The following is a 23,685-nucleotide window of genomic DNA, read 5'->3' on the forward strand; positions in this document are numbered from 1 at the left end:
AATGGTCACACTTTGATACAGTACGCGGCTTCCCAAATTTTCAGTAGCGGAGATTGTCTTGAGCCTTACCGTTGAACAGGTTACGCAGGCGCTGCGCACCGTGATCGATCCGAACACGGGCAAGGACCTGGTGACGACGCGCTCGGCGCGCAACATCCGTGTCGACGGCGGCGACGTCTCGCTCGACGTGGAGCTGGGATATCCCGGCAAGAGCCAGCTCGACATCATCCGCAAGCTGGTGATCGCCGCGCTGCGCGAACTGCCCGGCGTGAGCAACGTCAGCGTAGCGGTGACGATGAACATCGTCGCGCATGCGGTGCAGCGCGGCGTCAAGCTGCTGCCCGGCGTCAAGAACGTGATCGCCGTCGCCTCGGGCAAGGGCGGCGTCGGCAAATCGACCACGGCGGTGAACCTGGCGCTGGCGCTGGCCGCAGAGGGCGCGCGCGTCGGCATGCTGGACGCCGACATCTACGGTCCGAGCCTTCCCACCATGCTGGGCATCGACGGCCGGCCCGAGTCGGCCGACGGCCAGACCATGGAGCCGTTGGAGGGCCACGGCCTGCAGGCGAATTCGATCGGTTTCCTGATCGAGCAGGACAACCCGATGGTCTGGCGCGGGCCGATGGTGACCTCGGCGCTGGAACAGCTGTTGCGCCAGACCAACTGGCGCGAGCTCGACTACCTGATCGTCGACATGCCTCCGGGCACCGGCGACATCCAGCTGACGCTGTCGCAAAAGGTGCCGGTCACCGGCGCGGTGATCGTTACCACGCCGCAGGACATCGCCTTGCTGGACGCGAAGAAGGGACTGAAGATGTTCGAGAAGGTCGGCATTCCGATCCTCGGCATCGTCGAGAACATGGCGGTCTACTGCTGCCCGAACTGCGGCCATGTCGAGCATATCTTCGGCGAGGGCGGCGGCGAGCGGATGTCCGAGCAGTACGGCGTCGATCTGCTGGGCAGCCTGCCGCTGAACCTGTCGATCCGGCAACAGGCCGACTCGGGCCGTCCGACCGTGGTGGCCGAGCCCGACAGCCCGGTGGCCGAGCTGTATCGCGGCATCGCGCGCAAGGTCGCGGTCAAGGTGGCCGACCGGGCCCGCGACATGAGCAGCAAGTTCCCCAGCATCGTCGTGCAGAACACCTGACCATGGCAGCAGCAGAGCAGCCCGGCGCGCCGGCGTCGCCCCCCAGCGTTCCCGCAGCCGCCGACCGGCCCGCGGTGACGATGGCCGTGGTGATGCGCCAGGTGGCGCTGGCAAGCCGCTGGCAGCCCTGGAAGTGGGAGCTGGAGGCGGTGCTGCCGGATCTGGGCGAATTCGGCGACACGGTGCAGTGCCTGCAGCAGGATGAGCGGGGCGCGCGCTGGCTGTACCCGGGGTTCGAGGTGGTGCTGTTTCGCGACCAGGCGGAGGGGTACTACCTGAACCTGACATCGGCGCATCCCTGCTGGTTCGTGCTGTGGCGGATGGACGAGACGGAGCCCGACGAAGGGCTGCGTCGCCCCGTACCGATGGAAGTGTCGCTCTCGTACAACGAAGCGGGACGCTGGCTGGATGCCGGCGAAACCGTCGAGAACGTGCCCCTCGACGCCGGTCAGCGCGACTGGCTGCAGGCGTATGTCGAGCAGCACTACCGGCCGGAGCCGAAGAAGCGGCGGCGGCCGGAGTCGTTCAAGGCGCCGGAAGAGCGTGCCAAATATTGATCGGACCCGACCCCGACATTGCCCGGCGTGGCGCAGCCCGCGCCGGCGAACCGAAGCCGCAGCATGAGTGACACCCGCCAATCCGGCGACGCATCCTTCCTGTCCCGCTGGTCGCGCCGCAAGGCCGCGGCCCGCGAGGGCAAGCCGTTGGCCGAGCAGCCGGTCCAGCAGCCGATGCCCACGGCCGCGCCCCCGGCCGGCCCGGCCGCCGGCGTGCCGGCCGGCGGCACGGCTGCTGCAGCGCCCGCAGCGGCCCCGCCGGTTCCCACGCTGGAGGACGTCGCGCAGTTGAAGCCGGGCGAGGAGATCGCCCGCTTCGTCGCCCGCGGCGTCGACGAGTCGGTCAAGCGGGCGGCGCTCAAGACGCTGTTCGCCGATCCGCATTTCAATGTGATGGACGGTCTCGATATTTATATCGACGACTACACCAGGCCCGATCCGATTCCGCCCGAGGTGCTGCGGCGGCTGACCCAGTCCGAATCGTTGCGGCTGTTCGAGCCGCTGGACGAGGAGGAGCAGGCGTCGCCGTCGCTCGCTTCGACGCAACCCGTGCCCGCGGAGCCCGAGGGCGAACCCGTGCCGGCGCCAGAGGCGCAGGACGCCTCCCGCGCCGAAGGCGAGGAGCCGCTCGACGCCCCGCACCTTGCCGCCTCGCCCGCCTCGCCCGCCTCGCCCGCCTCGGAACGCGAGGCGCGCAATCCCGGGCCGGGGGTCCCAAGGGACGACCCGACCTAGCCCCGGCCGGTGCGCCGGCCTACAATGACGCCTCCCCACAAAACCGCCGGACAGGAACCCGCTCAGCAGAAGCGGCATGGACCCGGCAAGCAGTCCCCGACATGCCCACGCTGATTTGCAATTGCAACGACACCATGCCGCTCGACGCGGCTGCGCTGTCGGGTGCAACCACCCGGCCCGCAGGATCGCCTGCCGCGCCCTTGAAAGTTCACCGCCTGCTGTGCCGGCGCGAGATTGGCAGCTTCCAGTCCGCGCTGGATGGCACCGAGGACGTGATCGTCGCCTGTACCCAGGAGCGGCCCCTCTTTACGGAAGTCGCGGCCGAGGCCGGCGCCGACGGCGTCGTGACGGCGCCGGTGCGCTTCGTCAATATCCGCGAGACCGGCGGCTGGTCGCAGGGCGCGAGCCGCGACCCGGCCACGGCGAACGCCAAGATCGCCGCGCTGCTGGCCGCTGCCGCGCTGCCCGATCCGGACCCGGTGCCGGTGGTGGAATACCGCTCCGGCGGCAACGTGCTGGTGGTCGGTCCGGCCGCTCGTGGGCTGCACTGGGCCGAGCGCCTGCAGCAGATGGGCCTGGAGGTGACGGTACTGCTGGACGCCAGTCGAAGCCCCGGCGCTGCCAGTGAGCGCAGCCCCGCCGGGCAGGGCCAGCCGTTCTCGCGCGCCTTTCCGGTCCATGGCGGCAGGCTCGCCAGCCTGACCGGCTGGCTCGGCGCGTTCGAGGCAAGCTGGGAGACCGGCGCCGGCAAGAGCAATCCGATCGACCTGGACCTGTGCACCCGCTGCAACGCCTGCATCGACGCATGCCCGGAAGGGGCGATCGACTTCAGCTACCAGATCGACCTGACCCGCTGCGACAGCGCGCGCGCCTGCGTCAAGGCGTGCGGCACGGCGGCGGCGATCGACTTCGAGCGCCGTGGCGACACGGTGACCGAGCGCTTCGACCTTGTCTTCGACCTGGGCGACGAGCCGATGCTGACCATGCATGCGCCGCCGCAAGGCTACCTGCACGCGGGGGCCGATCCGATCCGCCAGGCCGAGCGGGCGCTGACGCTCGGCCGCATGGTCGGGGAGTTCGAGAAGCCCAAGTTCTTCCAGTACAAGGAATCGATCTGCGCGCACGGCCGTAACCAGACCACCGGCTGCTCGGCCTGTATCGACATCTGCTCGACCGAGGCGATCCGGCCGCGCTGGCAGGACGGCAAGGGCCGCATCGAGGTCGCCCCGAATCTCTGCATGGGCTGCGGCGCCTGTACCACGGTCTGTCCGACCGGGGCCATCAGCTACGCCTTCCCCAAGCCGGACCACCTTGGCCGCCGGCTGCGCACGCTGCTGACCACCTATCGTGAGGCCGGCGGCCGCGATGCGGTCGTGCTGCTGCACGGCGAGGAGCATGGCGGCGCCGAGCGCATCCTGGCGCTGGGCCGGGCTGCCCGCGCCGGGCAGGCGCAGGGCGTGCCGCCCAACGTGATTCCCGTCAGCGTGTTCCATCCGGCGGCGGTCGGCATCGAACTGTGGCTGGCCGCGCTGGCCTGGGGCGCCGACCGTGTGGCGGTGCTGCTGACGGGCGAGGAAGCGCCGCAGTATCGGGAGGCGCTGGCCGCGCAGATGGGCGTGGCGCAGGCCATCGTGTCGGGGCTGGGTTATCCGGTCAACGCCTTCACGCTGGTCGACGGCTCTGCCGTGACCGTGCTGGATCAGGGCCTGGCGCAACTGACGCCGCGCCGCGCGACCGTGCCGACTGCGCCGTTCCACGCCGCGGCGGCCAAGCGCGAAACCCTCGCCGCGGCCATCGACCATCTGGTCGCGCATGCGCCGTCGCCGGTCCAGGAGTTGCCACTGCCCGCCGGTGCGCCGCTGGGCGCGGTGCGGGTCGATACGCAGCGCTGCACGCTGTGCATGTCGTGCGTCGGCGCCTGTCCTTCGCAGGCGCTGCGCGACAACAGCGAGCGCCCGGTGCTGTCCTTCGTCGAGCGCAACTGCGTGCAATGCGGGCTGTGCGAGAAGACCTGTCCGGAGGACGCGATCCAGCTGGTGCCGCGGCTGCTGGCCGGCGATGCCGCCCGCCAGGCCGTGACCCTGCACGAGACGCGGCCGTTCCACTGCATCCGCTGCGCCAAGCCGTTCGGCACCGCGCAGATGGTGGAAACCATGCTGGCTCGGCTGGCCAATCATCCGGCCTTCGCCGGCGCGGCGTCCGAGCGTCTGAAGATGTGCTCGGATTGCCGGGTGGTGGATATGGTGGAGAAGGACCCGGGGGCGGCCAGCGGGGCGACGCTGCAGTAAAGGGCGCTGGCCCCGGCCGGTTCTCGCTGCCCTCTCCGCCGGCCCCTCTCCCGCATGGCGGGAGAGGGGAGCAAACCATCGGCATGGGAAAGCCTGCCGGTCTTCCCCCCTCTCCCGCCTGCGGGAGAGGGGCCGGGGGAGAGGGTAAACCACCGCTATCTTGCCCATCTCCTCCGCATCCCCTACGCTCCCGCCCGCGCAACCCGCACGACCGCAACCATGACCGAACCGCAACCGATCCAACTCACCGCTCATGCCGGCGCCCCGGGCGACCAGGCCGAGGAAACCGCCCGCGCCGATCTGTACGGCCTGCTGGCGTCGCTGTTCTATCGCGCGCCGGATGCCGCGCTGCTGCACCATATCGCCGCCAATCGTGCGGCGGCGCAGGATGCAGGCACCGCGCTCGGGCATGCCTGGAACGGGCTGTGCGATGCCGCGGCCGTGACCAGCACCGAGGAAGCCGCCGACGAATACCTGTCGCTCTTCATCGGCGTGGGCAAGCCCGACGTGTTCCTTTACGGCTCCTACTACCAGGCCGGCTTTCTCAACGAGCGTCCGCTGGTCGCGCTGCGCGAGGATCTGGCGCGCTACGGGCTGGAGCGGCACGACAACGTCTCGGAGACCGAGGACCATATCGCCACGCTGTGCGAAGTGATGCGGTTCCTGATCGCCGGCGACGACCTGTCGGTATCGAACCTGGGCGAGCAGCAGCGCTTCTTCGCGCGGCACCTGCAGCCCTGGGCGGACGCGCTGTGCACGGCGATTGCCGCTCATCCGCGCGCGCGCTTCTATGCCGCTGTCGCGGAATTGCTACGCGCGTTCGTCGAAGTGGAATCGGTCGCGATGGAGATGCACTGACCGTAGTGCGCGCGGGCGGGGGCGCACTGGCGGCCATCGTTGCCGCAATTCCGGCCAAGTTGCGGCGCGCCGGAAAAGGGTTGGGCCGCTCGCGCCGTTAACTGCCGCCGCGCGCGTCGACAAGCCGCGCAGCGGGCCCGCTATTGCCCGTTTTGCCGGCGTTTTCGAGGCCTTTGCTGCGCTGCGCCATCATGACCTGAAATCGGGATAAACCCTTGTCAAGCATGGTCATTGGGCACATAAGCATCTACAATACGCAAAACAATACATAACTGGTTTGGTAATCGGTAATTGTTACCGAGGAGCCCCCACATGAAAGAAAAGCAGACTCGGGTCGCGCGTCGCAATTTCCTTGCTGGCGCGGGCGTGGTGGCCGCCGCCGCGGGCACCGCTGCACTGACCTCGCACACACCCTCCCTGGCCCCCTTGGCCAACTCCACGCCGGACGCCGCCCCTGCCGACAGCAAGGGCTATCGCATCTCCGAGCACGTGCGCAAGTATTACCGGACGACGCTGGTGTAAGCGCCGGGCCGCTGGGCCCGCGCGTCTTTCCGCTTCGTTGCATTTCTTCAAGGTGACACATGATTCTGACCCGCAAGTCCGCGGCCCAGGGCGCTTCCGCACAGCCCGGTAGCCGGCTCGCAAGCGCGAACGCCTCCGCTTCCGCTTCGACTTCCGACTCCGCAGGACGCCTGAGCGCGCGTCTGGCCGCCAGCCTCGCCGGCGCGATGCCGACCATGGATCGGCGCGGCTTCCTGAAGCGCTCCGGTATCGGCGTGGGCGCAGGCCTGGCGGCCTCGCAGCTGACGCTGATCCGCAAGGCGGATGCCGCCAGCGGCGGCGCCGCGGGCGACGGCAAGGGCGATATCGTGGTACGTCGCACGGTGTGCGGCCACTGCTCGGTCGGCTGCGCCGTCGATGCGGTGGTGCAGAACGGCGTATGGGTCCGCCAGGAGCCGGTGTTCGACTCGCCCATCAACATGGGCGCGCATTGCGCCAAGGGCGCGGCGCTGCGCGAGCACGGCCACGGGGAATACCGCCTGAAGTACCCGATGAAGCTGGTCAACGGCAAGTACCAGCGCATCAGCTGGGACCAGGCCCTGGACGAGATCACTGCGAAGATGACGCAGATCCGCCAGGAAACCGGTCCCGATTCGCTGTTCTTCGTCGGCTCGTCCAAGCACAACAACGAGCAGGCCTATCTGATGCGCAAGTGGGTGTCGTTCTTCGGCACCAACAACACCGATCACCAGGCGCGTATCTGCCACTCGACCACCGTCGCGGGTGTGGCCAACACCTGGGGCTACGGTGCGATGACCAACTCGTACAACGATATGCAGAACGCCAAGGCGGCGCTGTATATCGGCTCGAACGCCGCGGAAGCGCACCCGGTGTCGATGCTGCATCTGCTGCACGCCAAGGAAAACGGCTGCAAGGTGATCGTGGTCGATCCGCGCTACACCCGTACCGCGGCCAAGGCCGAGCAGTACGTGCGCATTCGCTCGGGCACCGATATTCCGTTCCTGTTCGGGGTGCTGTACCACATCTTCAAGAACGGCTGGGAAGACAAGAAGTACATCGAGGACCGCGTCTACGGCATGGACAAGGTCCGCGAGGACGTGCTGGCCAAGTGGACACCGGACAAGGTCGAGGAGGCCTGCGGCGTGCCGGAGGAGCAGGTCTACCGCGTGGCCAAGACCATGGCGGAGAACCGTCCCAGCACGCTGGTCTGGTGCATGGGCCAGACCCAGCACTCGATCGGCAACGCGATGGTGCGCGCCTCCTGCATCGTGCAGCTGGCGCTGGGCAACATCGGCGTGTCGGGCGGCGGCGCCAACATCTTCCGCGGCCACGACAACGTGCAGGGCGCGACCGACGTCGGCCCCAACCCGGATTCGCTGCCCGGCTACTATGGCCTGGCCACCGGCGCGTGGAAGCACTACGCGGCGGTGTGGGGTGTCGACTACGAATGGATCAAGTCGCGCTTCGCTTCGCAGGCGATGATGGAGAAGTCCGGCACCACGGTTTCGCGCTGGGTCGACATCGTGATGGAGAAGAACGACCTGATCGACCAGGACAACAACGTCCGCGGCGTGTTCTTCTGGGGCCATGCGCCGAACTCGCAGACGCGCGGCCTGGACATGAAGAAGGCGCTGGACAAGCTGGACCTGCTGGTCGTGATCGACCCGTACCCGTCGGCTACCGCCGCGATGGCCAACATGCCGCCGGCCGAAGGCGACAAGGTCAACCCGAACCGCGCGGTCTACCTGCTGCCGGCGGCGACACAGTTCGAGACCACCGGTTCCTGCACCGCGTCGAACCGCTCGCTGCAATGGCGCGAGAAGGTCATCGAGCCGCTGTTCGAATCGATGCCCGACCACACCATCATGCAGGCCTTCGCCGACAAGCTGGGCTTCGGCAAGGAGCTGTCGCGCAACTTCAAGATGATCGAAGTCAAACGCGCCGGCCGTACCTGGATGGAGCCGGAGCCGGAATCGATCCTGCGTGAAATCAACAAGTCGCACTGGACCATCGGCTACACCGGCCAATCGCCGGAACGCCTGAAGGCCCACATGCGCAACATGCACATGTTCGATGTGCGCACGCTCAAGTGCAAGGCCGGCAAGGACGCGGCCACCGGCTACGACCTGACCGGCGACTATTTCGGCCTGCCGTGGCCGTGCTACGGCACGCCGGAACTGAAGCACCCGGGCTCGCCGAACCTGTACGACACCACCAAGCACGTGATGGATGGCGGCGGCAACTTCCGCGCGAACTTCGGCGTGGAGCGCGATGGCGAGTCGCTGCTGGCGGGCGACGGATCGCACTCGGTGGGCGCGGAAATCACCACCGGGTATCCGGAGTTCGACCATGTCCTGCTGAAGAAGCTGGGCTGGTGGGACGACCTGACCGATGCCGAGAAGCAGGCGGCGGAAGGCAAGAACTGGAAGACCGACCTGTCCGGCGGCATCCAGCGCGTGGTCATGAAGAACCACGGTTGCCATCCGTTCGGCAACGCCAAGGCGCGCGCCGTGGTGTGGAACTTCCCCGACCCGATTCCGCAGCACCGCGAGCCGATCTACTCGCCGCGCCCGGACATGGTGGCGAAGTACCCGACGCACGACGACAAGATGGCGTTCTGGCGCCTGCCTACGCTGTACAAGACCCTGCAGCAGCGCAATATCGAGACCAAGGTGCACGAGCGGTTCCCGATCGTCCTCACCTCGGGCCGCCTGGTCGAGTACGAGGGCGGCGGCGAGGAAACCCGCTCGAATCCGTGGCTGGCGGAGCTGCAGCAGGAGAACTTCGTCGAGATCAACCCGCGTGCGGCATCGGCGCGAGGCATCCGCAACGGCGACTACTGCTGGGTGGCAACGCCGACCGGCGCCCGCATCAAGGTGCGCGCGCTGGTGACCGAGCGCGTCGGTCCGGATACCGCCTTCATCCCGTTCCACTTCTCGGGATGGTGGCAGGGCAAGGACCTGAAGGATTACTACCCGGAAGGCGCGATGCCGATCGTGCGCGGCGAGGCGGTCAACACGGCGACCACCTACGGCTATGACTCGGTGACGATGATGCAGGAAACGAAGACCACCGTCTGCCAGATCGAGCGCTTCGCCTGAAGCGCCGGCTGACGAGTCATAACACCGGACGGAACAGGTCAGGGGAACACAATGGCACGAATGAAATTTATCTGTGACGCGGAGCGCTGCATCGAGTGCAACAGCTGCGTCACGGCTTGCAAGAACGAACATGAGGTACCGTGGGGCGTCAACCGCCGCCGCGTGGTGACCGTCAATGACGGCGTGCAGGGCGCGGAGAAGTCGATCTCCGTGGCGTGCATGCACTGCTCGGATGCGCCCTGCATGGCGGTCTGCCCGGTGGACTGCTTCTACCGGACCGACGACGGCGTGGTGCTGCACGACAAGGACGTCTGCATCGGCTGCGGCTACTGCTCCTATGCGTGCCCGTTTGGCGCGCCGCAGTTCCCGGCCAGCGGCACCTTCGGCGTGCGCGGCAAGATGGACAAGTGCACCTTCTGCGCCGGCGGCCCGGAAGCCAACGGCACCGAAGCCGAGTTCGAAAAGTATGGCCGCAACCGCCTGGCGGAAGGCAAGCTGCCGCTGTGCGCGGAGATGTGCTCGACCAAGGCGCTGCTGGGCGGTGACGGCGACGTGATCGCCGACATCCTGCGCAACCGCGTGATCAAGCGCGGCACCGGCGGCGACGTGTTCGGCTGGGGCACCGCCTACGGCAGCAAGGGCCAGCAGCAGGCCGGCCAGAACGCGCCGGCGGGCACGCCCGCTCCGGCACAGCAGCCCAACGGCGGCCCCGCGGCCGCGGCAGGGCAGCCGTCATGAAGCGCCTCGTTCTGATTCCTCTGGCCGTGGCCGCCGCGCTGGTGCTCGGCGCCTGCTCGGAAAAGCCGCAGACCACCAGCGCGTCGCACCGCAAGGCGGACGCGCAGGCGTGGAAGGGCGCTGCCGACGATCCCTTCGTCGCCACGGGCTGGACCCAGGGCGACCAGGAAAGCTGGCGCAAGCAGATCCGCCAGCGCAACCAGTACCAGAACGAGTACACGCGTGTTCAATGAGCCGGTCGCGCAATCGTATGACGCCGACCGAAGGAGAGCGCACATGACCGCCAAGCTGTTTTCCACGCTGGCAAGCCGCCTGTCGGCCGCCGCGTGCGTGCTGGCGTTGGCCGCGCCGCTGCTCGTCGCCACCGAGGCGAACGCGCAGGCGCAGGCCCCGGCTCAGCAGAACCAGGCAGCCGACACCAACAACCCGGCGACGCACCCGCAGCAGCCGCTGCCCGGCATCGTCTCGCAGAACATCTTCGATGTGCCGCAACGCGATATCGCCGCCGAGGCGCGCGAGCAGCAGAGCCGCACCGTCGAGCAGCCGGGCAACAACGCGCCGGTCTGGCGCGAGATCAACTCGGACCAGCGCCACTACAGCAGCCTGCCCGACAAGGAAGCCGGCGTGCTGATCCAGCGCACCGGCCAGTCGTGGCGGCTGTTCCGCAATGGCGTGATCACTGTCTGGGGCGGCTGGCTGTTGCTGGTGGTGCCGGTGGCGATCCTCGCGTTCTTCGTCTGGCGCGGCACCATTCCGATGAAGTCCACCCCGACCGGCCGCATGGTCGAGCGCTTCACGCCGCTCGAGCGCATCGTGCACTGGACCATGGCGATCGCCTTCCTAGTGCTGGCCGTGTCGGGCATCATCATGCTGTTCGGCAAGCATTTCCTGCTGCCGATCATGGGGCATACGCTGTTCGGCTGGCTGACCTACATCCTGAAGAACGTCCACAACATCGTCGGACCGGTCTTCACGCTGTCGGTGATCGTCGGCTTCGTGGTGTTCGTGCGCGACAACCTGCCCGGGCGCGAGGATTTCGCGTGGCTGCGCGGCGCGGGCGGCATCCTGTCCGGCAAGCACATCCCGAGCGGCCGCTTCAATGCGGGCGAGAAGGGCTGGTTCTGGGTGGGGCTGTTCGTCTTCGGCGTGACCGTGTCGGCGTCCGGCTGGGTACTGGACCGCATCGTGCCCGGCATCGACTACTACCGCTCGACCATGCAGCTCGCCCATATCGTTCATGCGATCTCGGCGATCCTGATGATGGCGATGTCGCTGGGCCATATCTACATGGGCACCATCGGCATGCAGGGCGCCTACCGCGCCATGCGCGACGGCTATGTCGACGAGGCCTGGGCCAAGGAGCACCACGAGCTGTGGTACGACGATATCAAGTCGGGCAAGGTGCCGGCGCAGCGTTCGAAGCCGCCCCAGGCGGCGGCGCCAGCGAGGGCGAGCGCGGGCGAAGCCTGACGTTGACGACGGGAGGGGCCGCCGCGGCGGCCCTTTCTTCGCCCGGCGCGCTGCAAGGCTACAATGCATGCGGAACAACACCGTAAAAGGAGGTTCGGCATGAAGCGAGTTCTGTTGGGTCTGGCCGCGGCAGCGGCGCTGGCCGGCTGTGCGCAGACGGGTCCGTCCGGTGAGGGCGAGCGCGCCGTGGCGACGTTGCAGCCCAAGAGCGGCACCTCTACCCAGGGCACCGTGACCTTCACCCAGCATGGCAACCATGTGATGGTGCTGGCCGATGTCACCGGCCTGCCGCCCAATTCGGTCCATGGCTTCCATGTGCACGAGAAGGGCGACTGCTCGGCACCGGACGCGATGAGCGCCGGCGGGCATTTCAACCCGTCCAACAAGCCGCACGGGTCGATCGCCAATCCGCAGCACCATGCCGGCGACATGCCGAACCTCACGTCCGATGCCAGCGGCCGCGCGCGCGCGTCGTTCCATCTGACCGACATCACCGTGACGCCCGGCGCCAATAGCGTGGTGGACCGCGCCGTCGTGGTCCATACCGGTCCGGACGATTACCAGACCCAGCCGACCGGCAATTCCGGCGGCCGGATCGCCTGCGGGACCGTGATCAAGTCCTGATCCGCCCGCGCCCACGCTGCCCTTGCTGCCTGCGCAGAAGGGCAGTCCAGTTTCCTGCGGAACGGGCAGGCCATGCCGGCCGGTTCCATGTCGTGATCTTCGTTTCTCCATGTCCCTGCGTCCCGAACTGAGTCAAGCCGCCGTCCCGCTGATCGAGGAGGTGGAAGTCGTCGACGAGCAGGGGCGAGTGCGGCCGGCCTGGCTGCCCGGCGAACGGCCGCTGACGGTCTATCTGGACAAGCGCGAGCTGGTCACGCTGATGACGCTGGGCGGCGCGCCCGAGGCGCTCGTGCTCGGCTATCTGCGAAACCAGCGCCTGGTCGAATCGGTGGAGGACATTGCGGCGATCCAGGTCGATTGGGAAACCGAATCGGCGGCGGTCACGACCCGCGCCGGCATCGATCGCATCGAGGAGCGCACCGCGCGCAAGATCGTCACCACCGGCTGCGGGCAGGGCACCGTGTTCGGCTCGCTGATGGACGAGGTCGATCAGATCCGCCTGCCCGACGACGCCGTGCTCGAGCAGGACACCCTCTACAGCATCATCGATACCATCCGGCTGCAGCAGTCGGTCTACAAGCAGGCCGGCTCGGTGCACGGCTGCGCGCTGTTCCAGGGGCGCGAGCTGCTGATGTTCGTCGAGGACGTGGGCCGGCACAATGCCGTCGATGCCATCGCCGGGCGCATGTGGCTGGAGGGCATGAGCGGCGCCGACAAGGTGTTCTATACCACCGGCCGCCTGACCAGCGAGATGGTCATCAAGGGCGCGCAGATGGGGATTCCCTTCCTGCTGTCGCGCTCGGGGGTGACGCAGATGGGCTACCAGATGGCCAAGCGGGTCAACCTGACCCTGTTCGCGCGCTGCACCGGCAAGCATTTCCTGCTTTATACCGGGCACCAGCGCTTCCGGCATAACGCGCCGCAGGCGGTGGTGGCGTAGGCGGGATTGCGTCTCCTGCCGGTGTACTCCCCTCTCCCACTTGTGGGAGAGGGGCGGGGGAGAGGGCATCGGGCGCATGGTCGGGCGATAGCGGTCGATCCGGCGCCGTTACCCTCTCCCCCGGCCCCTCTCCCGCAGGGGCGGGAGAGGGGAGCACACCGCCAGCCTGCCGAGGGCCTCGCAACGATTGGTTGTACAATGCGGCCCACCATTTTTATGCCTGCGCAGCTCTGCCGCGCGGGCCATCGTCCAGCCGCTACCCTATGACCATCAAATCCGACAAGTGGATCCGCCGCATGGCGGAACAGCACGGCATGATCGAGCCTTTCGAGCCCGGCCAGGTCAGGGAGTCGGACGGTCGCCGCATCGTGTCCTACGGCACGTCGAGCTACGGCTACGATATTCGCTGCGCCAGCGAATTCAAGATCTTCACCAACATCAACAGCACCATCGTCGATCCGAAGAATTTCGACGAGAAGTCGTTCGTGGATTTCCAGGGCGATGTCTGCATCATCCCGCCCAATTCGTTCGCGCTGGCGCGCACGGTGGAATATTTCCGCATTCCGCGCAATGTGCTGACGATTTGCCTGGGCAAGAGCACCTATGCGCGCTGCGGCATCATCGTCAATGTGACGCCGTTCGAGCCGGAGTGGGAAGGCTACGTGACGCTGGAGTTTTCCAACACGACGCCGCTGCCCGCGAAAATCTATGCCGGCGAGGGCTGCGCGCAGGTGTTGTTCTTCGAGAGCGACGAGGTCTGCGAGACCTCGTACCGCGACCGAGGCGGCAAGTACCAGGGGCAGCACGGTGTCACGCTGCCGAAAACCTGATCCGCCAGCATTGCCCTACAATGCCGCCGGTTGAGTTCGGACCGCCGGCCGCGCCTTCTGCCATGCCGCCCGGGTGCGCAATTCTGCGCGCGGGTATCGCGCTTGCCGCACCCCGATGCGCGGCAGGCCACCACTGGTCCAGCCATGCCCGGCTGGCCCCGATTTTGCCTTCCTTTTCCTCTATTTCCCGTGGCCCCGGCCATTAGCGAGGACGCCCGATGAAATTCCGCTTCCCCGTCATCATCATCGATGAGGACTTCCGCTCCGAGAACATCTCCGGCTCTGGCATCCGTGCGCTTGCACAGGCCATCGAGGCCGAGGGCATGGAGGTCATGGGCCTGACCAGCTACGGCGACCTGACGTCGTTTGCGCAGCAGTCCAGCCGCGCCTCGACCTTCATCGTGTCGATCGACGACGACGAATTCGCCAGCGGCGCGGACGAGCCCGAGGCGGCCGCGATCGAGAAGCTGCGCGCCTTCGTCACCGAAGTGCGGCGCCGCAACTCGAACCTGCCGATCTTCCTGTACGGCGAGACGCGGACCTCGCGGCATATCCCCAACGATATCCTGCGCGAGCTGCACGGCTTCATCCACATGTTCGAGGACACGCCCGAGTTCGTGGCCCGGCATATCATCCGTGAAGCCAAGGTCTATCTCGATTCGCTGGCGCCGCCGTTCTTCAAGGCGCTGATCGACTATGCACAGGACAGCTCGTACTCGTGGCACTGCCCGGGCCATTCGGGCGGCGTGGCGTTCCTGAAGAGCCCGGTGGGCCAGGTGTTCCACCAGTTCTTCGGCGAGAACATGCTGCGCGCGGACGTGTGCAACGCGGTGGACGAGCTGGGCCAGCTGCTGGACCACACCGGACCGGTGGCGGCGTCCGAGCGCAATGCCGCGCGCATCTTCAATTCGGACCACATGTTCTTCGTCACCAACGGCACGTCGACGTCGAACAAGATGGTGTGGCACGCGAACGTCGCGCCGGGCGACATCGTGGTGGTGGACCGCAACTGCCACAAGTCGATCCTGCACGCGATCATGATGACCGGCGCGATCCCGGTCTTCCTGATGCCCACGCGCAACCACTACGGCATCATCGGCCCGATCCCCAAGAGCGAATTCGACCCGGAGACCATCCGCCGCAAGATCGCCGCGCATCCCTTTGCCAGCCAGGCGAGGAACCAGAAGCCGCGCATCCTGACGATCACGCAGGGCACCTACGACGGCGTGCTGTACAACGCCGAGCAGATCAAGGAAATGCTGGCGACCGAGATCGACACGCTGCATTTCGACGAGGCGTGGCTGCCCCACGCGGCCTTCCACGACTTCTATCGCAACATGCATGCGATCGGCCATGACCGGCCGCGCAGCAAGGATGCGCTGGTGTTCGCCACGCAATCCACGCACAAGCTGCTGGCGGGGCTGTCGCAGGCCTCGCAGATCCTCGTGCAGGACTCGGAGACGCGCAAGCTGGACCGCTACCGCTTCAATGAAGCGTACCTGATGCATACGTCGACCAGCCCGCAGTACTCGATCATCGCGTCGTGCGATGTCGCGGCGGCGATGATGGAAGCGCCGGGCGGCACCGCGCTGGTGGAAGAGAGCATCCAGGAAGCGATGGACTTCCGCCGCGCCATGCGCAAGGTCGAGGGCGACTATGACGCCGGCCAGAACGGCGACTGGTGGTTCAAGGTCTGGGGTCCGGAAGAGCTGGTCGAAGATGGCATCGGCGACCGCGAGTCGTGGATCCTGCGGGCAAACGACCGCTGGCACGGCTTTGGCGACCTGGCCGATGGCTTCAACCTGCTCGATCCGATCAAGGCGACCATCATCACGCCGGGGCTGGACGTGGACGGCGAGTTCAGCGATCGCGGCATTCCGGCGGCGATCGTCACGCGCTATCTGGCCGAGCACGGCATCATCATCGAGAAGACCGGGCTGTACTCGTTCTTCATCATGTTCACCATCGGCATTACCAAGGGCCGCTGGAACTCGCTGGTGACCGAGCTGCAGCAGTTCAAGGACGACTACGACCAGAACCAGCCGCTGTGGCGCGTGCTGCCGGAATTCGTCGGCAGGTTCCCGCAGTACGAGCGGATGGGCCTGCGCGACCTGTGCGATGCGATCCACAGCGTCTACAAGGCCAACGACGTCGCGCGCGTGACCACCGAGATGTATCTGTCGGACATGGAACCGGCGATGAAGCCGTCGGACGCGTGGGCCATGATGGCGCACCGCGAGATCGAGCGCGTGCCGGTCGACGAGCTGGAAGGGCGTGTTACCGCGATCCTGCTGACGCCGTATCCGCCGGGCATTCCGCTGCTGATTCCGGGCGAACGCTTCAATCGCACCATCGTGCAGTACCTGAAGTTCGCACGCGAGTTCAACCAGCTGTTCCCGGGCTTCGAAACGGACATCCACGGGCTGGTTGCCGAGGAAGTCGATGGCAAGCGGGTGTATTACGTGGATTGCGTGAAGTAGGCACGCTGCCCTCTCCCCCGGCCCCTCTCCCGCAAGCGGGCGAGGGGAGCAAATCGGCGGCGTTTCTGTTGCTGTCGGTGTTCCCCCTCGCCCCTTCAAGGGGAGAGGGCCGGGGAGAGGGGTTGGTCTTGCCGCGCGCGCAACAAGCACGCACGGAAGCCCGCCTGCATTGACGCAGCGATAAAAAACCAGGGAAAAAACACGCGATGTTCCGGAGCGGCACACCCCGGCGCGACAAGCGCCGAGGTGGTCCGGAATGCGTTGGTAGGCTCGATTGGACTCGAACCAACGACCCCCACCATGTCAAGGTGGTGCTCTAACCAGCTGAGCTACGAGCCTGTGGAAGGCGCGAATTATACAGGCATTCGCGCGAAGCACAAGAGGTTGTCGGGAATCGGTAAAAAAAGAACGGCGCGTGGGTTTCACGCGCCGTTCTGCTTTGGTTTCGGGAAACCCGTCCGCGCTACTTCTGGAACTCGAACACCGGCGCCGCCGGCGCTTCCTGTGCCGGCTCGCTCGGCAGCGCCGTGCCGCCCGGGAGCGTCGGCGCCTCGGGCGCCGGCCCCGCGCCTTCCGGCGGCGGCGTGCCGAAATCAAGCGACGACGCGGCGGAGGGCGACGTGCCTGACCCGCCCGTGTCGATGCTCAGTTCCCGCGTGATGCTGCGGTCCTGCTGCTTGACCGTGCCGGTCGACACCAGGCCCGGGAAGAGGATGATCAGCGCGACCATGATCAGCTGGATCACCACGAACGGCACCGAGCCCCAGTAGATGTCGGAGGTCTTCACCTCGCGCGGCGCGACCGAGCGCAGGTAGAACAGCGAGAAGCCGAACGGCGGGTGCATGAACGAGGTCTGCATGTTGACCGCCAGCAGCACGCCGAACCAGATCAGGTCGATGCCCAGCTTGTCCGCAACCGGCCCGACCAGCGGCACCAGGATGAAGGCCAGTTCGAAGAAGTCGAGGAAGAAGGCCAGCAGGAAGAACAGCACGTTGACCGCGATCAGGAAGCCGGTCTGGCCGCCGGGCAGCGCCGTCAGCAGGTGCTCGACCCAGATATGGCCGTCCACGCCGTAGAAGGTCAGCGAGAACACGCGCGCGCCGATCAGGATGAAGATGACGAAGGCGGACAGCTTCAGGGTCGACTCCATCGCCTGACGGGTCAGGTTCAGGTTCAGCCTGCCCTTGATCAGCGCCAGGATCAGCGCGCCGAGCGCGCCCATGCCGCCGCCTTCGGTCGGCGTGGCGACGCCGATGAAGATGGTGCCCAGCACGAGGAAGATCAGCGCCAGCGGCGGGATCAGCACGAACGTGACCTTTTCCGCCATCTGCGACAGCAGGTTCAGCTTCAGTACCCGGTTCGCCACCGCCACCACGAAGGCGAAGGCAATCGCCGCGCCGATCGAGACCACCAGCCGTTCGTCGAGCGCGCCATCCGGCTTGTAGGTCAGATCGACCGCCACGCCGACCACGGTCGCCACGGCTGCCAGCACCAGCACCGACATTGCGCCGCTCTTGCCACTGGGCTCGCGGAAGACGCGCGCCTCGGGCGGCAGCGCGGGCGCGGCGCTCGGCTTGATCAGCGACACCAGCAGCACGTAGCCCATGTAGAGGCCGGTCAGCACCAGGCCCGGGACGAAGGCGCCCTTGTACATGTCGCCGACCGAGCGGCCGAGCTGGTCGGCCAGCACGATCAGCACCAGCGACGGCGGGATGATCTGCGCCAGCGTGCCCGATGCCGCGATCACGCCGGTGGCGAGCCGCTTGTCGTACTTGTACTTGAGCATCAGCGGCAGCGAGATCAGGCCCATCGAGATCACCGAGGCCGCCACCACGCCGGTGGTCGCCGCCAGCAGCGCGCCGACGAAGATCACCGCATAGGCCAGGCCCCCGCGGATCGGGCCGAACAGCTGGCCGATGGTATCGAGCAGGTCCTCCGCCATGCCTGACCGTTCGAGGATCAGGCCCATGAAGGTGAAGAAGGGAATCGCCAGCAGCGTGTCGTTCTCGATGATGCCGAACACGCGGCTGGGCAGCGCCTGCAGCAGCGCCGGCGGCAGCATGCCGAGCTCGATGCCGATAAAGGCGAACAGCAGGCCGTTGGCCGCCAGCGCGAAGGCGATCGGGAAGCCGGACAGCAGGAAGACCACCAGCGAGCCGAACATGATCGGCGCCATGTTGTCCATCAGGAATTGCGTCATCGCGGTCTCGCTCAGGCAGTGGGGGAGGGACCGGGACGGTCACCGTCGGCCAGCGCCGCATTCTGTGCGGGGCTGTGGCCGTGCTTGCGGAAGGCCTCGAAGGGCAGCAACCCCTGCAGATAGGCGACCCGCTTGATCAGCTCCGACACCCCCTGCAGGATCAGCAGGAAGAAGCCCGCGACGATCAGGAACTTGGCGGGCCAGCGGATCAGGCCGCCGGCGTTGCTGGACATCTCGTTGCCGACGAAGGACAACATGAAGTAGGGCCACGACAGCCACAGGATGATCAGCGAGATCGGCAGCAGGAACAGCAGCAGGCCGACAATGTCGATCCACACCTGCGTGCGCTCGGAGAAGCGGCCGGCGACCACGTCGATGCGCACGTGCTCGTCCTTGCGCAGGGTGTAGGGCGCGCCGAGCAGGAAGACGCCGGCGAACATGTACCACTGCAGTTCGAGCCAGGCGTTGGAACTGATGCTGAAGGTGTAGCGAATGATGGCGTTGCCCGCGCAGACCAGTACGGCAAGCAGGACCAGCCATTTCGCCGACTTCCCTATCGCGTCGTTCACGGCGTCGATAAGCCGCGAGATCCGCATGAGCAGAGACATGTGATCGTCCTTGGGGATTGAGACCAAACAGGGTCAAATCAGGGGTGGCGCGACAGTTTACGGCTGAAGGCCCGGCCCGATCGCTAGGGGCAATCCCCAATTCGTCACATTACAGGGGGCGAATCGAAGCGGATGGAGGGGGGTGCGCAAGAAAAAACGCCCCGCAAGGGCGGGGCGCCGGACTGCGCGAAAAGCGCGTTGACCCCGCGAAAGCGGGGTCCCAGTGGCGTTCGAAGACGCTGGATTCCCGCCTTCGCGGGAACGACGGGTTGGTGGTTCAAGCCCTGCGGCAACCAGACGACGCCTGAGCGGCGCCGCAGGGAAGGGAGGAGATCAGGCCGCGGCGGGCACCGCGCCGCTGGCCGCGACGGGCCGGTCGTCGATCGGCCAGTGCAGCAGCGCCGCGCCCAGCCCCACGCCGATGGCTCCGAGCCATACCAGCTCATAGGACCCGGTGCGGTCGAACAGGTAGCCGCCCAGCCAGACGCCGAGGAAGGAACCGAGCTGGTGTCCGAGGAAGACGAAGCCGAACAGCGTGCCGACATAGCGGGTGCCGAAGACCTTCGATACCAGCCCGTTGGTCAGCGGCACCGTGCCCAGCCACAGCAGCCCCATCGCGGCGGCGAACACGTAGACGGACAGCGGGCTCAGCGGCACCAGCAGGAACAGCGCGATCGCCGCGGTGCGCAGCAGGTAGATGGCGCTGAGCGCCTTGTGCCGGGGCACGTAGTTGCCGAGCAGGCCGCAGGCATAGGTGCCGCCGATATTGGTCAGCGCGATGAGGGCCAGCGCCGCCACGGCGTGCCGGGCCTGCAGCCCGTTGTCGACGAGATAGGCGGGCATATGGGTGGCGATGAAGGCCAGCTGGAAACCGCACGCCAGGAAGCCGATATTGAGCAGCCAGAAACCGCGGTGGCCCAGCGCCTGGCGGATCGCCGCACCCATCGACTGCTCGGGCACTGCGGCGGGCGGCTCGGCTTTGCTTCCCTCGCCCGCTTGCATGAGAGGGGCCGAGGGAGAGGGCGGTAGAGAGGGCGAGCGGCGCTCCCGCAGCGGCAAGGCCAGCGGCAGCGCGATCAGCAGCGTCGCTGCCATCGCGACGAGCGTCGCGGCCCAGCCGAAGTTGCCGATCACGGCCTGCACCCCCGGCACCAGCAGGAACTGGCCGAGCCCGCCGAACGCGCCCGCCAGGCCCAGCGCCCAACCCCGCCGGTCCACGCTGATCATGCGGCTGAGCGCCGCATAAACCACGCCGAAGGTGGTGCACGACATGGCAAGGCCGATGCAGATCCCGGCACTGAGCAGAAAGCCCGTACTGGTGGTGGCTTGCGTCATGCCGACCAGTCCTGCCGCGTAAAGCACCAGTCCCCCGGCCACCACCCGCCCGCTGCCATAGCGGTCGGCGATCATGCCGGCGATCGGCTGGCCGGCGCCCCAGAAAAGGTTCTGCACCGCCAGCGCGAAGCCGAACGCTTCGCGCGTCCAGCCGCGCTCCATCGTGATCGGCAGCAGGAACAGCCCTTGTACATGGCGCATGCCCATGGCCAGGCCGAGGATCAGGCCGCCGGCCAGCACGATCGTCAGCGGGCTGGACAGGGCGGCGGCCACCGGCGATGGGGGAGTAGGTTCAGGACGAGTCATGATGACGGCCTTTGAATGAGCGGTTAGCATGTCAAACGAAGAGCGATGCCGCTCCCCGTCGGTCGGGAGAGGCGCTGGTTTCGCCTCTCTGCCAGCCGCTATTTGGCGCCGTCGTGCCGGCGCGCTCAACTGATCTTTTTGCTGCTTCGCATTCGCCATGGGAATGTCAACACTGGTCGGACTGCCGTCGCTGGACCTGCTGCGCAGCTTTGTCGCGGTGGGCCGGCGCATGAGCATCACGCTGGCAGCCGACGAGCTGTGCCTGACCCAGTCCGCCGTCAGCCGGCAGATCGCCGCACTGGAAGGGCAGCTCGGCGTGCCGCTGCTGGTGCGCCGGCACCGCGCCATCGGGCTGACCGACGACGGCGAACGGCTGTACCGGGTGGCCGAGCCGGCGGTGAGGGAATTGCAGGAAGCGGTTGGCGAGCTGCGGGCGAACGGCGCCGCGCGGCCGGTCACGCTGACGGCCAGCGTCGGGGTGATGGGACTATGGATGTTGCCGCGCCTGGGCCGCCTGCAGCGCGACCATCCCGGGCTGGAACTGCGGCTGTCCGCAAGCAACCGGCGCAGCGACCTGCGCGCCGAGCAGATCGACCTGGCGATCCGCTACTGCGTGGCACAGGCGGCGCCAGCGGGCTCGGTGCCGCTGTTCGGCGAAACCATCGCCGCGGTGGCGCATCCGCGGCTCGCGCAGGCGCTGGGCAAGGGCGGGCTGTCGACCGCACAGGCGATGTCCGAACTGCACCTGCTAGAACTGGACGACAACATCAACCCGCGGCTGCGCTGGGCGGGCTGGCTCGCGGCGAGGGGCTGGCAACAGGCCCGGCCGCGGGCCATGGTGCGGTTCAACCAGTACGATCAGGTGATCCATGCCGCGTTGGCGGGGCAGGGCGTGGCGCTGGGCCGGCTGGAACTGATAGCGGGGCTGATCGCCGAGGGGCAGCTGACGGTGCTGGATGCGCCGGCTGCCATGGAGGAGCCGGGCGAGGCGCTGGGGTATTGGCTGATCCAGGCGGACGCGCGGCCGCGCCAGGCGGTACGAAAGGTCGCGGAGTGGATCTTGCGGGAGGCCGAAGCGGTGCGGGCCGCGGCTGCCCTCTCCCCCGGCCCCTCTCCCGCAAGCGGGCGAGGGGAGCAGGCCGGCAGCCGTTGAGGTGCCGGTGGTGTTCTCCCTCTCCCGCTTGCGGGAGAGGGCCGGGGAGAGGGCAGCCCGAGCGCTCGTTACAGCGAGGCGCGTGCCGCCGCGATGGCCGCGCGGACCTGGTCCGGCGCGGTGCCGCCGATATGGTTGCGCGCCGCAACCGAGCCTTCCAGCGTCAGCACGCCGTGCACGTCGTCACCGACCAGTGTCGCCTTGTCGCCCAGCCCGGTGGCCTCGCGCAGTTCCTCGACGGTCAGATCCGCCAGGTCGCACTGGCGCGCATCGCAGGCACGTACCGCATGCGCGACGGCTTCATGGGCGTCGCGGAACGGCAGGCCTTTCTTGACCAGGTAGTCGGCCAGATCGGTCGCGGTGGCATAGCCCTGCAGCGCCGCCGCGCGCATCGCCTCGGGCCGCACGGTAATGCCCGGCACCATGTCCGCGAAGATGCGCAGCGTGTCGACCAGCGTATCGACGGTATCGAACAGCGGCTCCTTGTCTTCCTGATTGTCCTTGTTGTACGCCAGCGGCTGGCCCTTCATCAGGGTCAGCAGGCCGATCAGGTGGCCGTTGACGCGGCCGGTCTTGCCACGCGCGAGTTCGGGCACGTCGGGGTTCTTCTTCTGCGGCATGATCGAGCTGCCGGTGCAGAAGCGGTCGGCGATATCGATGAAGCCCACGCGCGGGCTCATCCACAGCACCAGTTCCTCCGAGAAGCGCGACACATGGGTCATCGCCAGCGCCGCGGCGGCGCAGAACTCGATGGCGAAATCGCGGTCGCTGACGGCGTCCAGCGAGTTGCGGCACACGCCGTCGAAGCCCAGCTGCTGGGCGACGAACTCGCGGTCGATCGGATAGCTGGTGCCCGCGAGCGCGGCGGCGCCCAGCGGCAGGCGATTGACGCGCTTGCGGGTGTCGGCCATGCGCTCGGCGTCGCGCGTGAACATCTCCACGTAGGCCAGCAGGTGATGACCGAAGGTGACCGGCTGCGCCACCTGCAGGTGGGTGAAGCCCGGCAGGATGGTATCGGCATGCTGCTCGGCCAGATCCAGCAGCGCGCCGCGCAGGTCGGCCAGCAGGCCGACGATATTGTCGATCTCGCTGCGCAGCCACAGGCGGATATCGGTCGCCACCTGGTCATTGCGCGAGCGGCCGGTGTGCAGGCGCTTGCCGGCGTCGCCGACCAGCGCGGTCAGGCGCGCCTCGATATTCAGGTGGACGTCTTCCAGGTCGAGCTTCCACTCGAAGCTGCCCGCCTCGATCTCGCCACGGATCTGCGCCATGCCGCGCTCGATCTGCTCGCGATCGGCGTCGCTGATGATGCCCTGGCGGGCCAGCATGGCCGCATGGGCGAGCGAGCCCTGGATGTCGAACAGGGCCAGGCGCTTGTCGAAGAACACCGAAGCGGTGTAGCGCTTGACCAGATCGGACATCGGTTCGGAGAAGCGGGCGGACCAGGCTTCGCCTTTCTTGGCAAATTGGGAGGTCATGGCGATGAGGCGGTGAGGCCGCGCTGCGGCTGGGCCCGGCGCGGCAGGGACGAAAGGAAAGGCGGAATTATATCGTTGGCGGGGGTGTTGGCGTTGGCTTGGCGGTTCGCTGCCCTCTCCCCCGGCCCTCTCCCGCAAGCGGGCGAAGGGGAGCGCACCGTCGGGACAGGAAGCGCGCTGGGTTTGCTTGTAGTGGTCCAATTTCCTCAGACAGGTCGATAGGTGGAAAATCACCATCGACGAGGAAATCAGATGACTAGAGCACGCAGGAAATTCGACCCCGACTTCAAGCTGGAAGTGGTCCGGATGGTTAAG

The 23,685-nt window shown here is 67.3% G+C and carries 20 protein-coding genes and 1 tRNA gene; 15 read left to right on the forward strand and 6 right to left on the reverse strand.

Annotated features, from left to right (window positions below):
• Nucleotides 1-58: 58 nt before the first annotated feature.
• The 5 genes from apbC to K6V06_RS20045 all read left to right on the forward strand — a co-directional run bounded on the left by apbC (nucleotide 59) and on the right by K6V06_RS20045 (nucleotide 5,585).
• Nucleotides 59-1,147: an iron-sulfur cluster carrier protein ApbC gene (apbC, locus tag K6V06_RS20025; RefSeq protein ID WP_222245892.1), complete on the forward strand. Its 1,089-nt coding sequence runs from the start codon at nucleotides 59-61 to the stop codon at nucleotides 1,145-1,147.
• 2 nt (nucleotides 1,148-1,149) lie between these two features.
• Entirely contained in the window at nucleotides 1,150-1,704 is a 555-nt protein-coding gene (locus tag K6V06_RS20030; protein WP_222245893.1) for a DUF3305 domain-containing protein, read from the forward strand.
• A 63-nt stretch (nucleotides 1,705-1,767) separates the two neighbouring features.
• On the forward strand, nucleotides 1,768-2,439 hold the full coding sequence (locus K6V06_RS20035) for a DUF3306 domain-containing protein (RefSeq protein WP_222245894.1): 672 nt from the start codon (nucleotides 1,768-1,770) through the stop codon (nucleotides 2,437-2,439).
• A 101-nt stretch (nucleotides 2,440-2,540) separates the two neighbouring features.
• Nucleotides 2,541-4,727: a 4Fe-4S binding protein gene (locus K6V06_RS20040; RefSeq protein WP_222245895.1), complete on the forward strand. Its 2,187-nt coding sequence runs from the start codon at nucleotides 2,541-2,543 to the stop codon at nucleotides 4,725-4,727.
• A gap of 219 nt (nucleotides 4,728-4,946) precedes the next feature.
• Entirely contained in the window at nucleotides 4,947-5,585 is a 639-nt protein-coding gene (locus K6V06_RS20045; protein ID WP_222245896.1) for a molecular chaperone, read from the forward strand.
• 97 nt (nucleotides 5,586-5,682) lie between these two features.
• On the opposite strand, the gene K6V06_RS20820 is transcribed toward K6V06_RS20045, so the two are convergent.
• The gene (locus tag K6V06_RS20820; RefSeq protein ID WP_255581990.1) at nucleotides 5,683-5,817 is read right to left on the reverse strand and encodes a hypothetical protein; all 135 of its coding nucleotides are present in this window, start codon (nucleotides 5,815-5,817) and stop codon (nucleotides 5,683-5,685) included.
• 80 nt (nucleotides 5,818-5,897) lie between these two features.
• Here K6V06_RS20820 and K6V06_RS20050 point away from each other — a divergent pair, with 80 nt between their 5' ends.
• The 9 genes from K6V06_RS20050 (at nucleotide 5,898) to K6V06_RS20090 (ending at nucleotide 16,290) form a co-directional block, all read left to right on the forward strand.
• Nucleotides 5,898-6,107 (forward strand): twin-arginine translocation signal domain-containing protein, encoded by a 210-nt coding sequence (locus K6V06_RS20050; RefSeq protein ID WP_222245897.1) that lies wholly within the window; start codon nucleotides 5,898-5,900, stop codon nucleotides 6,105-6,107.
• A gap of 59 nt (nucleotides 6,108-6,166) precedes the next feature.
• Nucleotides 6,167-9,208, forward strand: coding sequence for a molybdopterin-dependent oxidoreductase (locus K6V06_RS20055; protein WP_222245898.1), 3,042 nt, complete (start codon nucleotides 6,167-6,169; stop codon nucleotides 9,206-9,208).
• 51 nt (nucleotides 9,209-9,259) lie between these two features.
• Nucleotides 9,260-9,946 carry a formate dehydrogenase FDH3 subunit beta gene (gene fdh3B, locus K6V06_RS20060; protein WP_222245899.1) on the forward strand — a complete coding sequence of 229 codons (687 nt, stop codon included), beginning with the start codon at nucleotides 9,260-9,262 and terminating at the stop codon, nucleotides 9,944-9,946.
• Nucleotides 9,943-10,179, forward strand: a complete 237-nt coding sequence (locus K6V06_RS20065) for a hypothetical protein (protein ID WP_222245900.1) — start codon at nucleotides 9,943-9,945, stop codon at nucleotides 10,177-10,179. Before fdh3B ends, K6V06_RS20065 begins: the two co-directional genes overlap by 4 nt.
• 43 nt (nucleotides 10,180-10,222) lie before the next feature.
• Nucleotides 10,223-11,416 carry a formate dehydrogenase subunit gamma gene (locus tag K6V06_RS20070; RefSeq protein ID WP_222245901.1) on the forward strand — a complete coding sequence of 398 codons (1,194 nt, stop codon included), beginning with the start codon at nucleotides 10,223-10,225 and terminating at the stop codon, nucleotides 11,414-11,416.
• 99 nt (nucleotides 11,417-11,515) lie between these two features.
• Nucleotides 11,516-12,040, forward strand: coding sequence for a superoxide dismutase family protein (locus K6V06_RS20075; RefSeq protein ID WP_222245902.1), 525 nt, complete (start codon nucleotides 11,516-11,518; stop codon nucleotides 12,038-12,040).
• A gap of 109 nt (nucleotides 12,041-12,149) precedes the next feature.
• Nucleotides 12,150-12,980 (forward strand): formate dehydrogenase accessory sulfurtransferase FdhD, encoded by an 831-nt coding sequence (locus K6V06_RS20080; RefSeq protein WP_222245903.1) that lies wholly within the window; start codon nucleotides 12,150-12,152, stop codon nucleotides 12,978-12,980.
• 263 nt (nucleotides 12,981-13,243) lie between these two features.
• Nucleotides 13,244-13,810 carry a dCTP deaminase gene (gene dcd / locus K6V06_RS20085; protein ID WP_222245904.1) on the forward strand — a complete coding sequence of 189 codons (567 nt, stop codon included), beginning with the start codon at nucleotides 13,244-13,246 and terminating at the stop codon, nucleotides 13,808-13,810.
• Between the two features lie 218 nt (nucleotides 13,811-14,028).
• Entirely contained in the window at nucleotides 14,029-16,290 is a 2,262-nt protein-coding gene (locus tag K6V06_RS20090) for an arginine/lysine/ornithine decarboxylase (protein ID WP_222245905.1), read from the forward strand.
• 262 nt (nucleotides 16,291-16,552) lie between these two features.
• Here the strand turns inward: K6V06_RS20090 and K6V06_RS20095 are convergent.
• The 4 genes from K6V06_RS20095 to K6V06_RS20110 all read right to left on the reverse strand — a co-directional run bounded on the left by K6V06_RS20095 (nucleotide 16,553) and on the right by K6V06_RS20110 (nucleotide 20,739).
• Nucleotides 16,553-16,629: transfer RNA gene (locus K6V06_RS20095), tRNA-Val, on the reverse strand.
• A 124-nt stretch (nucleotides 16,630-16,753) separates the two neighbouring features.
• Nucleotides 16,754-18,490 (reverse strand): TRAP transporter large permease subunit, encoded by a 1,737-nt coding sequence (locus K6V06_RS20100; protein WP_222245906.1) that lies wholly within the window; start codon nucleotides 18,488-18,490, stop codon nucleotides 16,754-16,756.
• 11 nt (nucleotides 18,491-18,501) lie between these two features.
• On the reverse strand, nucleotides 18,502-19,098 hold the full coding sequence (locus K6V06_RS20105) for a TRAP transporter small permease subunit (protein WP_222245907.1): 597 nt from the start codon (nucleotides 19,096-19,098) through the stop codon (nucleotides 18,502-18,504).
• Between the two features lie 333 nt (nucleotides 19,099-19,431).
• The gene (locus tag K6V06_RS20110; RefSeq protein ID WP_222245908.1) at nucleotides 19,432-20,739 is read right to left on the reverse strand and encodes an MFS transporter; all 1,308 of its coding nucleotides are present in this window, start codon (nucleotides 20,737-20,739) and stop codon (nucleotides 19,432-19,434) included.
• Between the two features lie 163 nt (nucleotides 20,740-20,902).
• Between K6V06_RS20110 and K6V06_RS20115 the strand changes: the two genes are divergently transcribed.
• Nucleotides 20,903-21,892, forward strand: coding sequence for a LysR substrate-binding domain-containing protein (locus K6V06_RS20115; protein ID WP_222245912.1), 990 nt, complete (start codon nucleotides 20,903-20,905; stop codon nucleotides 21,890-21,892).
• 68 nt (nucleotides 21,893-21,960) lie between these two features.
• Here the strand turns inward: K6V06_RS20115 and argH are convergent, their stop codons facing one another.
• Entirely contained in the window at nucleotides 21,961-23,370 is a 1,410-nt protein-coding gene (argH, locus tag K6V06_RS20120; protein ID WP_222245909.1) for an argininosuccinate lyase, read from the reverse strand.
• Between the last annotated feature and the right edge of the window lie 315 nt (nucleotides 23,371-23,685).

The organism is Cupriavidus sp. AU9028 (assembly GCF_019795295.1).
GTDB lineage: Bacteria > Pseudomonadota > Gammaproteobacteria > Burkholderiales > Burkholderiaceae > Cupriavidus.